The following is a 14,030-nucleotide window of genomic DNA, read 5'->3' on the forward strand; positions in this document are numbered from 1 at the left end:
ATTATCGAGTGAGAGGATCATTAATTTTTCTTCAAACGCAACCTTACGGCATCAGCATGAGCGTACAGCCCTTCTTCTTCTGCAAGTGTGATTATTGTATCACTCAGGGATTGTAAACCTTTCCTGTCCAGCTGCTGTATTGTGGAATATTTCAGGAAATGATTGATGTTTAATCCCGAGTAGAGTCTTGTATATCCGGCTGTAGGGAGTACATGATTTGTTCCTGAAGCATAATCACCGGTTGAAACGGGAGCATATTTTCCCATAAAAATCGATCCGGCACTATCAATTCTGTCCAGGACTGTCTCATCATCTGCTGTCACTATCTCAAGATGTTCGGGTCCGAAACGATTGGATAATCCAATACACTCATCAAGGGAATCGCCTATAAGGATGGCCGCATTTTGCAGGGCTTCTTTCACGATTTCTGACCTGGGTGTAGTATCTGCAAGTTCCCCTAAGCGTTGTTGTGTATTCGCTGCAATTTCCTCAGAGGTAGTGGCTAATACACAGATTGCATTGGGATCATGTTCGGCCTGTGCCAGCATGTCAGATGCGATAAAATCCGGATCTGCAGTTTCATCTGCAATTATCAGGATCTCACTGGGCCCTGCCGGGAAATCTATCTCTGCATGTGTGCGGATAAGCATCTTTGCCGCAGTCACAAATACATTTCCCGGTCCTACAATCTTATCTACGGGTTTAACACTTTCAGTTCCATAGGCAAGAGCTGCAACAGCCTGGACCCCGCCGAGTCTGTATATCCTGTCAGCACCAGCGACCTTTGCAGCTGCAAGTGTCAAAGGATTCACCTTACCATCGGGCCCGGGAGGAGTACACATGGCTACGTCCTTCACTCCTGCAACTTTGGCAGGGATTATTGTCATAAGGGCGGTTGAAGGGTATGATGCTCTTCCTCCTGGCACATATGCACCTACGGATCTTAAGGGTACTGTTTTCTGTCCGGCTTTAACTCCCGGGGAAATTTCTACAAACCATTTGTCCCGGGGTAATTGTGCTTCATGGAATTTCCTGATGTTGGATGCAGCTTTATCCAGATGTTTCAACAAAGACGGGTCTATTTTTGTCATTGCTTCATTAATTTCGTCTTCAGTTACTTCGATGGCACCAATTCGGGCTTTGTCAAATTTTTCAGTATAATGACGCAGGGCACTATCCCCCTCCTTTTTCACATCCTCAAGAATTGTTTCAACTGCATCCCTTACAGCCATCAGGTCTGATGCCCTTTCCATAAGATTATCCAATTCACCATTGGTGAGGTCTTTAATTTTTTTATAAAGCATGGGGTAAGTCTCCGTCTTTGTGTTTATGTATTAGATAGTTATCTCAGATAAAGTCCTGAAATGTTTTCTGTTGTTTCTTATTTTCCAATGTTTCCGGCTCTACATAACCATTGCTGTCAGTTTCCCTGCCCAGATATGCAAGAATTTTTTGGGCGATCTTTGGCCCGACTATCCCTGCAAGTTGCTTTTCATTTGCTGTTGCAAGTTTCTGACGGCTGCTATATCCTTTCTTGAAAAGTTTGCGTGCTCTTGCCCTGCCTACATCGGGGATTTCCACCAATTCCATTAGTTCACTGCCTGCACCATAATGTATCCTTTTTTCAAGTTTTGCACATTCGGTTTCAAGTTGTGGATTTATTCTGGATGCAATCCTTAAAGTGGCATGCATCAACCACTCGGCAATATCAGAGCTGGCATAAATGTCGCCTTCTGCGACCTGATAGTTCTCAACAATTTTTTCCAGGCTTTTCTCATTGATCCATTCCTGGAGCAACAAAGCGGTCTTGACCTCTGAAAGAAACCATTCATATTCTATCTGTTTGAATGGACTGGGCACTTCGATAAAATCTTCGGTATGATTCATCACATAATCATTTATTATTTCATAATCCCTGTTGCGCAAGTAAAGCAGGCGCATATCCGGTGTACTGCAAATCAGTTGTAACAAAGTAATATCTGTGACATGTGTGGTTTTTTCCAGTCCGCGGATGATCTTTGAAGCCGAAAGAGGATCAATATATAGAGAGGATATCATTTTTCCCAGTTCGGTTGCCCGGATGATCTCATTATCCTGTTCAAGCATTCCCTCATTTTTAAGGAATATCAGGCAGTCTTCCAGCAGTTCTTCGAAATTCCAGCTCTCTTGCTGGTGGGCAAAAAAAGTGGAACCCAAAAAGGTAAGCACCTCCTTGTGGCAATTTGCAAAACCGCTTGCAATAGTGGAAAGGATGTGGGTGCGCAGTGCATTCTCGGTACCCAGTTTGGACCAGATATCTTCTGCAGAAGCGTTGATATATCTCTCCAGCACATCGGTTAGTTCTTCATATGTTTTCACTATGACTACAGCCTCTCCATAGGGGTCCAGATGTGGCCTGCCTGCCCTGCCGGCCATCTGTTTGTAGTCAAGCACAGGAATGGGTTGCATTCCTGCATTGGGATCATAACGTTTGTAACTGCGGATGATCACACGTCGGGCAGGCAGGTTCAACCCGGCTGCCAGTGTTGGTGTGCTGCAGATCATCTTTATTAAATTGTTCCGGAAAGCATCTTCTACGATCCTGCGATGGGCAGAATTCAGTCCTGCATGATGAAAAGCAACCCCTTTTTTAATACAGTATGCAAGAGTTTCAGTAAGTTTGGTCTCCCCGTTTTCCAGAACCTCTTTTGCAACTTCTTCCAGTTCATTGCGATTTTGTCTGTCGAGAAGTTCTCCTGCAACAGGAGCACATTTCTTTGCAAATCCAACACAATTTCGCCGGCTGCTGTCAAATACAAGACATTGTCCTTCTTCGATAATAGTGTCCAGTACAAGATTTACAGTATCTTCCTTGTGGCGTCTTTCGATAAACTTCTGGCTTTCATTGAAATTGATGGCATCTCCGAAGAAAATTCCCTCATATAAGTCCGTGGGTCTCCACTCACTTAATACGAGTTTGGCTTCCAGCCACTGAGCAATTTCCATCGCATTACCAACTGTAGCTGAAAGAGCAACTACCTGTGCCCCCGGATTGAGTCTTTTGAGTTTTGCCAGGGTTACTTCCAGGGTGGGTCCTCTGCTTGCCGAATCCAGCAGATGGACCTCATCAACGATCACAGTGGTGATGTCTTTCATCCAGGGTGTGGAATTACGCAAAAGGGAATCCGTTTTCTCGGAGGTAGCAACTATTATGTCATTGGAACCGAGCCATTCATCCCTTGAATCAAAATCTCCTGTAGATATGGCAGTTTTTATACCCAGACTTTCAAATCGTTTAAAATCCCTGAATTTTTCAGAAGCCAGTGCGCGCAGTGGTACAATGTAAAGGGCCTTGCCTCCCTTTTTGACAGCCTTTAACATCGCCATCTCTGCAAGTAAGGTCTTCCCTGATGCTGTGGGGATTGCTGCAAGTAGGTTTTCTCCTTGCAGAAGTCCTTTTTCTACAGCATCTGCCTGGGGCGGATAGAGTTCTTCTATACCGGCCTGAAGATATAGGTTAATGGCTTCTGAAGGCAGGTCCAGTTCTTCTATTTTCATAAAATTTCACATCTAAAGGCGAGTTTGGATATCCATTTTGCTGGTGAAAGTTACAAATACAATTAATGGCATTTATTATTAAGGGAATACAGGTTATTTTGCAAATAGGTATTCTGCTTCAAAGTAAAAGCATCGGTTTAATCCCGTTCTGGACATTTAATAGTAAAAACTAAATTATAAGCACTATTATTTATTGGATGTTTTATTAAGAATAAATATGGTAGGTCCAATGGTAAACACATCAGATGTATTTTCTGAAACTTCATGGCAATTCTGGAATTTCTGGAATGTACTGGATGTTCTATTCGTAATTTTCGTTATCGTTCTTACGTTTGTTGCATCAAAATTGGTTGACAGGATAATTCGGCATCAATTTGAAATAGCCAACCGTAGAATGGCTGTAGATGAAACTGCTTATCGAATTATCAGGCATACATCCATAGCTCTTGTCTATGTATTTGGATTAGTTCTGATAATTATGCATTTTCCGACACTGCAAGACCTTTCTTTTGCTATCCTGGCAGGTGCAGGATTTTTGGGTATAGTCGTTGGTCTTGCTGCCCAGAGCACAATGTCAAATATTATTTCAGGCGTATCCCTTGCCATATTTCGCCCCTTTAGGGTGGGAGACCGTGTTAATATCAGGGATGATTACGGCAAGATTACGGATATCACTTTACGTCATACGGTCGTTAAAACCTGGGACAATCGCAGGCTTATCCTGCCAAATCATGTAATCAGTGACGAAGCTATCATAAATTGGACTATAGAGGACCCAACGGTATGCTGGCCGATTGAGATAGGTATAAGCTATGATTCCGATATTGATCTGGCCCGTAAGATAATGGTCGAAGAAGGTCGCAAAAACAAAAATACGATGTCCTTCTCTGAACTTCGTAAATATGATGAAAAGTTCAGTGATGATGATGTTTCTGTCCTTTTAACAGGACTCGGAGATTTTTCAGTTAACCTGAAATTATTTGTTTGGGTAAGGGATAGAAGTTTTGCTTATGGTACAGGATGTGAGATTAGGGAAGCTATCAAGAAACGTTTCGATAAAGAAGGAATAGAAATTCCATTCCCATACAGAACATTGGTGTACAAAAAAGACCTGATTGCAGAAAAAAGTTACATCGGGCAAAAAGAAGGAAAAGAGGATTTTTAATATCCTCTTCTTTTTTTATTCGTTTCCAAGTTCCCCGTTGAAATATTTATCATAGGAACTCATATCAAAATGGCCATGGCCACTCAGATTGAACAGGATTGTCTTTTCTTCCCCTGTTTCCTTGCATTTCAGTGCTTCATCGATAGCACATTTGATTGCATGGGATGATTCAGGAGCTGGGGCAAATCCTTCCGTTCGGGCAAAGGTCACGCCTGCTTCAAATACTTCGATCTGGTGGTAGTTTGTGGCTTCCATGAGACCTTCATTGACAAGCTGGCTGATTATGGGTGAACAACCGTGATAGCGCAGTCCACCGGCATGGATTGCAGGCGGGATGAAATCGTATCCCAGAGTATGCATTTTCAACAATGGTGTCATCTTTGCCATATCTCCATAGTCATATCTGAATTCCCCTGCGCTTAAGGTAGGACATGCGGATGGTTCTACACCGATTACTCTCAGATCATTGCCATCCATTTTATCCTTGATGAATGGAAGTCCGATTCCTGCAAGGTTACTACCGCCACCACAGCAGCCGATAACGACATCCGGGTAATCCTCGGCCATTTTCATCTGTTCCTGGGTTTCCAGTCCTATTATTGTCTGGTGATGCATAACATGGTTAAGTACACTACCCAATGCATATTTGGTATTATCATTGAGAGCAGCATCTTCTACAGCTTCACTGATGGCTATACCCAGACTTCCGCTTGTATCAGGGAAATCTTCCTGGATCTTTCTGCCGAACTGGGTCTCATTACTCGGGGATGGAATTACATTTGCTCCCCAGAGGTTGATCAGGGATTTCCTGTAAGGTTTCTGGTAAAAACTTGATTGTACCATGTATACCTTACATTCAATATCAAAATAGTTGCATGCAAGAGAAAGAGCACTTCCCCACTGTCCTGCTCCTGTTTCAGTAGTGATCCTTTCGGTTCCCTCTTTCATGTTGTAGTAAGCCTGGGCAATGGATGTGTTGGGTTTGTGGCTTCCAGCAGGGCTCACACCCTCGTGTTTGTAGTAGATCTTTGCAGGTGTGTCGAGTTCCTTTTCAAGTCTTGAGGCACGGTAAAGGGGTGATGGTCTCCAGAGCTTATAGATATCTTTAATTTCATCGGGAATGTTTATGTAACGCTTATCAGACATTTCCTGTTTGATAAGTTCCCTGGCAAAAAGAGGTTCGAGTTCCTCCGGTTTGATTGGTTCGTTAGTTGCCGGATTCAATGGAGGCTCAAGGGGGGTGGGCATGTCAGGTAAAATATTATACCATTTCTCTGGCATATCATTTTCATCAAGTATAAATTTTGTATATTCCATGATAAGTCCCTCATGTTTAGTGTACACTTTAGTACTATTTTGTACGGACAGTTGTTTATTTAAGACTATCGGATAATCATACCAGAAAGGTTGCAAAAGAAAAGAGATATTTATGAATTTTCAGGGTTTGCAACCCAGTTCCATTCTTTCTTCTGGTGAGAGGGATAAATAAAAATCGACGATTTCAAGGTCATTATAGTGTTTGCTATGCAACACCTCAAAAAAACGGTCAAGTTTCTGAATAGTTTCCTTATGCATAGGTTCTAAAGACAGGAATTCTTTTGACTCTTTTTCCAAACCCACTTTTGCAAGCTTGTCTGCCAGTAATTTCACTGTTTCTCTATCCTGTTTCAAAAATTGTTGCCTTATATAATCTATATCATCATTGGACTCATCTATGCCCTCTTTATTCTTCCTGAATTCTTTGGCAGTAATATCATCATAAAGATGCATGTATCTTTTATGCAATTTTGCACTTTTTTCCATGTACCAGTACCAGAAACCATTATCCATATCGGGGTTGCTTTCCCTTGTACCATGGCTACTTCTTTCTTTTGCCTTTTTGACCAGCCATTCCCTTCTCCATTTATTGAATTCCGAATCGGGGTTCTGGCTGGTCTCAGAGGCTTCGTTTGGACTATCCCCACTCTTCATTAGCTCATACCACCACTGCTATAAAGATAGAGAAGCACAACAGATAGCCTATACTATCGCTATTAATGTAAGCTCTCTTGTTGTACCACCTGCTATACCACTAGCAAGTTCAAATTATATTTATTCTTATTTAACGTTATTCGCATCGTCTTGTATAGTAATCATCAGTATGAGGGAGTATGTTTTAAGATTTTATTTTCTAAAGATTATTATGCGTGAAATACTTGTAACAATATGTGCTAATTATACATATTCAAAAACTCATTAGTGATCACAATGAATACAGAAAATCAACTTTCTATGGAAGAAAAGGAATTATTGAGCCAACTGGTAAGTGGCAGCCTTTCAATGCATCGTCTGGATAAACATGTCGAAAAGGACAGGGCTGTGCTCCTTCGCAGAATGGCTCTGGAAAGAATTAGAGATGTACAATTGGAACATATTGGTAGTTTCAGTATAAATGAAAATGAAGCAAGTAAGCGCAATATTGAAAATATGATTGGAGCGGTGCAGGTTCCTCTGGGAATTGCAGGTCCTGTTAAAATAGGTGGGGAATTTGCGCAAGGAGAATATTATCTTCCTCTTGCCACTACAGAGGGGGCTCTGGTTGCCAGTGTGAATCGTGGTTGTTCAGCGATTTCTGCTTCAGGTGGCACTGTAGTGAGGGTCTTCAATGAAGTGATGACCAGGGCGCCTGTGTTCAGGATGAATGATATCAATCATGCAAAAGAATTTATTGACTGGATAAAAGACGGGGACGTTTTTGGGCAACTTCAAAATAAAGTTTCTGAAACAACACGTTTTGGTAAACTTACCGGTGTTGAGCCATATGTACTGGGTAACAATGTGTATCTGCGTTTTGAATTTGATACCAAGGATGCTATGGGAATGAATATGGTAACCATTGCTACCCAGGCGATTGTGGACCTGATCAGTGATGAGTTCGGTGTATATCCGGTGTCTCTTTCCGGAAACATGTGCTCCGACAAAAAACCCGCAGCTATCAATACTATCAAGGGTAGGGGTAAAACTGTGGTTGTTGAAGCTGAATTAACAGCTGAAGTTGTAGAAAAGAAATTAAAGACCACTCCGCAAGCAATGGAAGAAGTGAATTACAGGAAAAATCTTCTGGGTTCAGCCCGTGCGCAGTCCCTGGGATTCAATGCCCATGCGGCCAATATAATCGCTGCCATGTATATTGCCTGTGGCCAGGACCCTGCTCATGTTGTTGAGGGTAGCAGTGCGATAACTACAATGGATGTTACAAAATATGGCTCCCTTTATTGTACTGTGACCCTGCCGGCATTACAGCTGGGTACTGTAGGAGGAGGCACTATAATAGGTACGCAGGCAGAATGCCTGGCTTTGCTGGGAGTTGCCGGTGGAAGTGATGTGCCTGGTGCCAATTCAAAAAAACTGGCTGAAATAATAGCATCAGCGGTACTTGCAGGAGAAATCTCTCTTGTAGGTGCACAAGCAGCCGGTCATCTGGCACGCGCCCATGCTGAACTGGGAAGATAATCAGGATCTCTGGGAGTGGTATATCTCCCCGATCCTTTCCAGGCTCTCTGCTTCTTCAGGAGATTTATCATCCCTCACATTAACAAGCCTGGGAAAACGCAGGGCATATCCGGATTCATAATTGGGACTCTTTTGTATCTCTTCAAAAGCAATCTCAAAGACAATTTCCGGTTTTAATTCTATTTTTCGGCCGGCTTCATAAACAATCAAGTCAGAAAAAAGAGTGGTGAGTTCTGCCAGTTTTTCGTCTGTAATACCGGTGGCAACCTTCCCAATGGCAGGGAATTTCCCGGTGTCCGGATCATAACAACCAAGTGCATAGGAACCAATGAGGTTTGCCCGTCGTCCATATCCCCATTCGGCACCGATAACTACAAGGTCCAGGGTTTCCATGAGTGGCTTTTTCTTGAGCCAGTTCTTGCCTCTTTTACCGGGAGAATAAGGTGCATCGGGCTTTTTAATCATTATTCCTTCATGGCCTGCCCTGAGGGCATCTGCATAAATTTCCTGTATCTCTTCCTCATTATCGGTAATAACCTGTCTGTCCACGAGTATCCTGTCATTGCTCTGGACATTCTGGAACAATAACTCTCTTCTTTTCCTGAGTGGGTTATCAATCAGGCTTTCCCCGTTAAAGTAGAGTATGTCAAAGAGGTTTAGTTTGAGGGGGATTGCTTTGGCAATTGCTTCAACATCATATTTTCTTCTGAACCGCTTAAGTATGTCCTGGAATGCGCGAGGTTTACCATCTTCTCCGATTGCCACGGCTTCTCCTTCCAGAATAGCCGTGTCTGCATTCACATTTTCCTGAACTGCTTCTACTACATCGGGCAGGGAGGATGTTACATTTTCAAGTCTGCGGGAGAATATGTGTATGTTATCTCCTTTTTTATGTATCTGCACTCTTGCCCCATCAAACTTCCATTCCACAGCAACTTCTCCAAGGTCATTCAGGGCTGACCGGATACTGGGTGTTACCTGTGCCAGCATCATTTTGACAGGCCGATTCAGCTGAATGTCAAGTTTCTGTACTTCTTCATTGCCACCATTGCAGGCCGCAACGGCTACAAGCCCCAGGTCGTTTGTCAGCATGAATGCCCGCTCGACTGCAGCCACATCAGTATCAAAGGCTTTGGATATCGCATCTCTGACAATTCCTTCTCCCACACCGATACGCAGTTGCTCGATAGCAAGCCGGGCCAGGTAACGTGCCTCTATCGGGGTTGCCGAATTGAAAAGATATTGTAGATTTTTTATTTTGGTACTCTGAGAACGTTTTCCTGTAGCATCTGCAATATGGGTGAACCTCTCATAAACTTCTTTGATTTCCATGCCGGGTTTTTCTTCAGTAAATGCTGAGAATGTGGACTGTCCTGCAGGATTGGATGACAGGGCCTGTACTGCTGTTTCCCCTATGTCCCCGGTTTTACGGATGATATTTTCGATTTCTTCCTCTGAAACCCCTGATGATTTTGAGAGGGCGGTATATAGGAGTCTGTTCCCGACACCCATCTGCCTGTCACTCCAGGCAGGGAAAACCGAACCCATTACAAAGTGGGTCACGACAGGAAGTTCTTCAATTGTAACCTCTTTCAGGAGTTTTGCAATCACATCGGTCATTTCCAGTGAACCGGGGATTTGTTCGATACTTGCACATGTTTTTGCAAAATATTCAAAAGAGGTCACTTATGAACACCTATTCTCAATCTTCTCTGTAAATTGATATAAGGTCGCTCAGGATTGCACTCGCAGTTTCGATAGAACCTGCACCCCTGCCAGTTGAGGTAACTGTGCCTGCAAGATCGGTCTGCACCGATACAACATTGAGGGTTCCTCCAACGGCAAGTGGATGACTTTCCGGAACAAGACGTGGTGAGGTTTGGATAAATCCATCCTTGACTTCTCCTATTTGCTTGATAACATATCCTTCGGATTGTGCAAGGGAGAGAGCTTCAGGAGTAATTTTGGTGATACCTTTTACATCCACATCATGGTATGTTGCTTTCATTCCGAATACATAGTTTGCAAGAATTACAAGTTTACAGGCAGCATCGATTCCTTCCACATCATATGTTGGATCAGTTTCAGCAATGCCGAGCTCCTGGGATTCTGCAAGCATCTGTTCATATGATGCGTGCTCCTCCATCATCCTTGTTAAGATGTAATTGCAGGTTCCATTCAGGATTCCTTCAATACTGATAATTGAGTTGCCTGCTATACTATCACGTATCAGGTTTATTGCCGGCATGGCACCACCGACAGTTGCCTCAAACCTGAATTTAGCATTGTTTTTTTGGGCAGCTTCTGCAAGTTCCCCATATTTGAGGGCCAGGGGACCTTTGTTGGATGTTACCACATCCATTCCCTTTTCAAAAGCTGTCAACATGTTGTCAAGCCCGACTCCTCCGGTTTCAATGTCTGTAGGGGTGGTTTCAATGACAACTTCATGATCTACATTTCTGATAACTTTCAGGCCGCTTAATGTTTCGGGTCCTACCCGGCCAATTTCCTTTTTACTGCTGAGGACCTTTTTAAGATCTAGGCCTTTCTCATCGATAGCAGCACTTCTCGAATCTGCCACAGCAACAACTTTCAGATCAAAACCCTTTTTTTGAATCTCCTCTTTTTTCTGGAGGAATACCTGAGCTACTCCCTGTCCTACAGAACCAAAACCGATTATTGATGCACGAATAATTTTCATATGTATAACTCCTCAGGAAAATTCTGCCCGTATGGGCTCAACAACAAGCAAGTCTTTTTTCTCTGCAACACCTTTGAGTATGCTGATTGCTTCATGCAGTTCTTTTATCCCCACAGCACAGATCTTCAGGGAAGCAGATGAAGCGGTATTTATATGGGGCATGGAAAGAGAAATGTCCACAACTTCTGCATACCCGGTCCTGTCAATGCTGTCGATAGTGTCCTGAATATCGGTATGGACAATATGCCCTATCAAGATGACTGCTCCTTCCTCGATCAATCTTTTTTCATCTACTTTGCTGATTCCTATGCCATTTTTTTTAAGTTTTTTTATAATTGCATCGAGATTATCAGGTTCGGCTTCAAAAACGAGCTGTACTGGAATGGTGCCTCTAGGTGTCCTTTCTTCATGGTGATGGACTATTGATTTCAGGTTCCCGCGTAATTCTGATATGGGTGTCAGAGCGCAAAGGAGCTGACCTGGCGTGTCTTTCAGTTCTATATCCATTGAAACTCTCATAGGTAACCTCCTTTTGGTATAATTTGGATTATCTGTTTTACATTCTTAACGGGTAATAGACAATTATAGGTTTTGGTGCTCGGGAACTTTTTAATCTTTCAATACCAGTATATTTCCTCTTCCCTTTTTGAACTTATCAATGAGTCCTCTTCTCTGCAGATCTGCAATCATCAGGCTTGCTTTTGCCTCAGAACAATTAAGTTTCTGCCTGAGGTCTTTCTGGGTTATTCTTCCTCCGGCTTTCTGTAATATTGTCAGGATTTCCTTCAGGTCCGCAGGCAGTTCCTCTTCTTTTTTATCCTCGTCTTCTGGCCTTGCAGTATGAGACTTTCCACCCGTTTGCTCCAATTCCTGTATCTGTTCAATTTCGGATATGCCTGAACTGCTGGTAACAGAATTTTTGCCATTTTCTTCTTTTTTGTGCCGATAAAAATAGATGGCAACAATAAGGAGTGGGATTATGAGTATTAAGAGATAGTAGGAATTGCTCTTATCATCAGATGTTTGTTCAACGATTTTTGTACCTTCCTCTACAGAGGCTGTCAGGTTGCTTAACTCAGTATCGTTGAGGTCTTCAATATCTTCTTCATATACCGGATAAAGCAGGATGTCGATTACGTAATCTCCTTGCTTTTTGATTGTAATTTCTTCTTCCGAGTAAGCTGTGAGAGTACCATTTTCATACCCTCTGGCGATTATAAGGTATGAACCTGGCTCCAGTGTGAATGCATATATCCCATTACTTGCCACTACAGTTTGTGCAGGAGTTGTGTTTATTTCGAGGATGACATCTTCCTGTGGTTCTAAAGTGTACCAATTATATAGTGAGCCATGGACTGTTGCAGTATCTTCGGCGGCTGTACAGTTAGCAAACATCAGGGTGCACAGAAGAACAATTGTGGCGATTCGAAGTTGTTTGTTACTCACAGTCCTAGTTTAATACAGTATTGCATATATGTTTATTGAAAATATGATTCTTCCTTTTTGGTATTTTTTTGTCTTTTAATCTGCTTATTTGGGTTTAATTAACTTTTAAATTAGTTTAAAACCTTGTTTGTAAAAATTAAACTATTATAAAGTTTTAAAATGCTTAATTTTTCTCTAAATTTGCCTGTTATGAAAGTATACTTATATTTTCATTTGCCTAATATGCAATTGATAACAATGCTAAATACAAGGAGGATTGGAATGGATTTCAGAAAGATACTGACTTTTGTTCTGGTCATTGCAATGTGTGCAAGTATGTTTACAGCCGTTGCAGTTGCAAAACCAGATAATAGAATGAATGCAGACCGGGGAAACATGAGCCCTAACAATACTTCCGTTCCTGATGATGTACCGGGAAGGAATTTGGAAATGAATACGGATCGGGGCAATATGAACCCTGGCAATATTCCATACCCTGAAGTTTCTGCTCGTGACAAGGTCCCGGGTCAGAGGGAGCGGATGAAGAATAATTATGACAATTCCAGGCAAGGTCTCCTGAATGTTAAGGAACGGGTCCAAAAAGGGCAAATCTCCGCAAACTCTGAAGAGTTTTTCAATGTGTCCAGTGTGTATCTCAATGATACGATAAACTACATGGTAACCCGACTGTCAGATACAAAGGAAGATTTCGAGAATAAAGGTGTATCAGAGGATTCCATTGAAAGAATCGATGAATACATCGGTCAACTTGAAGATCAGCAGGAAAAACTCGAAGTTGCTGAAGACCGGAAAGAGCTTGCAGAAATTGCACGCGATGTGCGTAAGATCTGGCATGACGTTTCAAAGGACCTATACAAATTCAGGTCTCTCAATGTCCTGAACGGTGTTGGAAATTATATTGATAAAGCCGATTCCATTTCCGAGCGTATTGAATCTGAAATAGGGCGTCTCAATGGAAGTGGAGTGGATACTACAGAAGTCGAACTAATGCTTGAGCGCTATAACACACTGATAGAAAATGCATCCGAATACCGTGAAATGGCCCTGGGTGCAGAGCAAGGCAGCAGTGAATCCCTTGCCTACATGCAACAGTCAGTGGATGCTACACGTCAGGCCAACGATGCACTCCGTAACATCCTGCAATTCCTGAAAGATCACAGGCAGGGATTTGCTAATCTCTCAGAAGATACAAATGTCAGTGCCAATGGGAATGGTACAGCCGTGATTTCCGGTAATTTCGATATAAACCTCTCTGTAACAGATGCAAAACTTGTTGTGAAAGATCTGGCAGGTGATGCAACCATAGAGATGGACGGGGAATATGAGCGGATCACTCCCGAAGAATCCATGGGTAGGGGTACTCCTGCAACAGTATATCTTGACTTTACGGGAGATGCTCATATCAACGGCAGCCGTCTTACTATGATGGTTTCAGGGGAGAATATCTCCATTGATGCCACGGGTACAGGTAGTACGGTGTTTACCGGGGAAGGAACCTATACCACGGATTCTGACACCATGCAATGGGCAGGAACCTATTCTGCGGAGGATGAAGATTTCGATGATGAAGAAGAAATCGAGATTGAAGTAGAAATCGAGGGCGAGCAATCAGAAGTTAAAATAAAGCTCAATGAAACCGAGGATGAGTTTACCCTCAATACTACCGATTTGAATGAAATCATAGCCGAA

At 42.6% G+C, this 14,030-nt stretch carries 11 protein-coding genes; 3 read left to right on the forward strand and 8 right to left on the reverse strand.

Features of this window, described 5'->3' with window-relative positions; all coding sequences use genetic code 11:
• Positions 1–20: 20 nt before the first annotated feature.
• Together hisD and CI957_RS09580 are read right to left on the reverse strand one after the other, a co-directional pair.
• Positions 21–1,304 (reverse strand): histidinol dehydrogenase, encoded by a 1,284-nt coding sequence (gene hisD / locus CI957_RS09575; protein WP_128754745.1) that lies wholly within the window; start codon positions 1,302–1,304, stop codon positions 21–23.
• 43 nt (positions 1,305–1,347) lie between these two features.
• Positions 1,348–3,537: an ATP-dependent DNA helicase gene (locus tag CI957_RS09580; RefSeq protein WP_128754746.1), complete on the reverse strand. Its 2,190-nt coding sequence runs from the start codon at positions 3,535–3,537 to the stop codon at positions 1,348–1,350.
• 217 nt (positions 3,538–3,754) lie between these two features.
• Here CI957_RS09580 and CI957_RS09585 point away from each other — a divergent pair, with 217 nt between their 5' ends.
• A complete protein-coding gene (locus CI957_RS09585; protein WP_241646075.1) occupies positions 3,755–4,702 on the forward strand; it encodes a mechanosensitive ion channel family protein in 948 nt (315 codons plus the stop codon).
• Positions 4,703–4,717: 15 nt separating this feature from the next.
• On the opposite strand, the gene CI957_RS09590 is transcribed toward CI957_RS09585, so the two are convergent.
• Together CI957_RS09590 and CI957_RS09595 are read right to left on the reverse strand one after the other, a co-directional pair.
• Positions 4,718–6,019, reverse strand: coding sequence for a TrpB-like pyridoxal phosphate-dependent enzyme (locus tag CI957_RS09590; protein ID WP_128754747.1), 1,302 nt, complete (start codon positions 6,017–6,019; stop codon positions 4,718–4,720).
• A gap of 120 nt (positions 6,020–6,139) precedes the next feature.
• Complete coding sequence (locus tag CI957_RS09595) at positions 6,140–6,673, reverse strand: hypothetical protein (protein WP_128754748.1); 534 nt, start codon at positions 6,671–6,673, stop codon at positions 6,140–6,142.
• Between the two features lie 276 nt (positions 6,674–6,949).
• On the opposite strand from CI957_RS09595, the gene hmgA reads away from it, so the two are divergent.
• The gene (gene hmgA / locus CI957_RS09600; protein ID WP_128754749.1) at positions 6,950–8,194 is read left to right on the forward strand and encodes a hydroxymethylglutaryl-CoA reductase (NADPH); all 1,245 of its coding nucleotides are present in this window, start codon (positions 6,950–6,952) and stop codon (positions 8,192–8,194) included.
• On the opposite strand, the gene CI957_RS09605 is transcribed toward hmgA, so the two are convergent.
• The 4 genes from CI957_RS09605 to CI957_RS09620 all read right to left on the reverse strand — a co-directional run bounded on the left by CI957_RS09605 (position 8,195) and on the right by CI957_RS09620 (position 12,341).
• Positions 8,195–9,880, reverse strand: a complete 1,686-nt coding sequence (locus tag CI957_RS09605; protein WP_105460681.1) for an ATP-dependent DNA ligase — start codon at positions 9,878–9,880, stop codon at positions 8,195–8,197. It lies immediately after the preceding gene.
• Between the two features lie 16 nt (positions 9,881–9,896).
• Positions 9,897–10,895: a homoserine dehydrogenase gene (locus CI957_RS09610; RefSeq protein ID WP_128754750.1), complete on the reverse strand. Its 999-nt coding sequence runs from the start codon at positions 10,893–10,895 to the stop codon at positions 9,897–9,899.
• A 12-nt stretch (positions 10,896–10,907) separates the two neighbouring features.
• Positions 10,908–11,414: an amino acid-binding protein gene (locus CI957_RS09615; RefSeq protein ID WP_128754751.1), complete on the reverse strand. Its 507-nt coding sequence runs from the start codon at positions 11,412–11,414 to the stop codon at positions 10,908–10,910.
• Positions 11,415–11,504: 90 nt separating this feature from the next.
• Positions 11,505–12,341, reverse strand: coding sequence for a winged helix-turn-helix transcriptional regulator (locus CI957_RS09620; RefSeq protein WP_128754752.1), 837 nt, complete (start codon positions 12,339–12,341; stop codon positions 11,505–11,507).
• 261 nt (positions 12,342–12,602) lie between these two features.
• Here CI957_RS09620 and CI957_RS09625 point away from each other — a divergent pair.
• The coding region (locus tag CI957_RS09625) for a hypothetical protein (protein WP_164909089.1) at positions 12,603–14,030 on the forward strand (1,428 nt) is incomplete at its 3' end.

The sequence above is a fragment of the Methanohalophilus sp. WG1-DM genome (genome assembly GCF_004104135.1).
Lineage (GTDB): Archaea > Halobacteriota > Methanosarcinia > Methanosarcinales > Methanosarcinaceae > Methanohalophilus > Methanohalophilus euhalobius.

Bases quoted from the DNA above. Each gene is read 5' to 3' on its own strand.
- hmgA (WP_128754749.1), top strand. From the start codon at position 6,950: ATGAATACAGAAAATCAACTTTCTATGGAAGAAAAGGAATTATTGAGC.
- CI957_RS09585 (WP_241646075.1), top strand. From the start codon at position 3,755: ATGGTAGGTCCAATGGTAAACACATCAGATGTATTTTCTGAAACTTCA.
- CI957_RS09580 (WP_128754746.1), bottom strand. From the start codon at position 3,537: ATGAAAATAGAAGAACTGGACCTGCCTTCAGAAGCCATTAACCTATAT.
- CI957_RS09595 (WP_128754748.1), bottom strand. From the start codon at position 6,673: ATGAAGAGTGGGGATAGTCCAAACGAAGCCTCTGAGACCAGCCAGAAC.
- CI957_RS09610 (WP_128754750.1), bottom strand. From the start codon at position 10,895: ATGAAAATTATTCGTGCATCAATAATCGGTTTTGGTTCTGTAGGACAG.
- hisD (WP_128754745.1), bottom strand. From the start codon at position 1,304: ATGCTTTATAAAAAAATTAAAGACCTCACCAATGGTGAATTGGATAAT.
- CI957_RS09615 (WP_128754751.1), bottom strand. From the start codon at position 11,414: ATGAGAGTTTCAATGGATATAGAACTGAAAGACACGCCAGGTCAGCTC.
- CI957_RS09590 (WP_128754747.1), bottom strand. From the start codon at position 6,019: ATGGAATATACAAAATTTATACTTGATGAAAATGATATGCCAGAGAAA.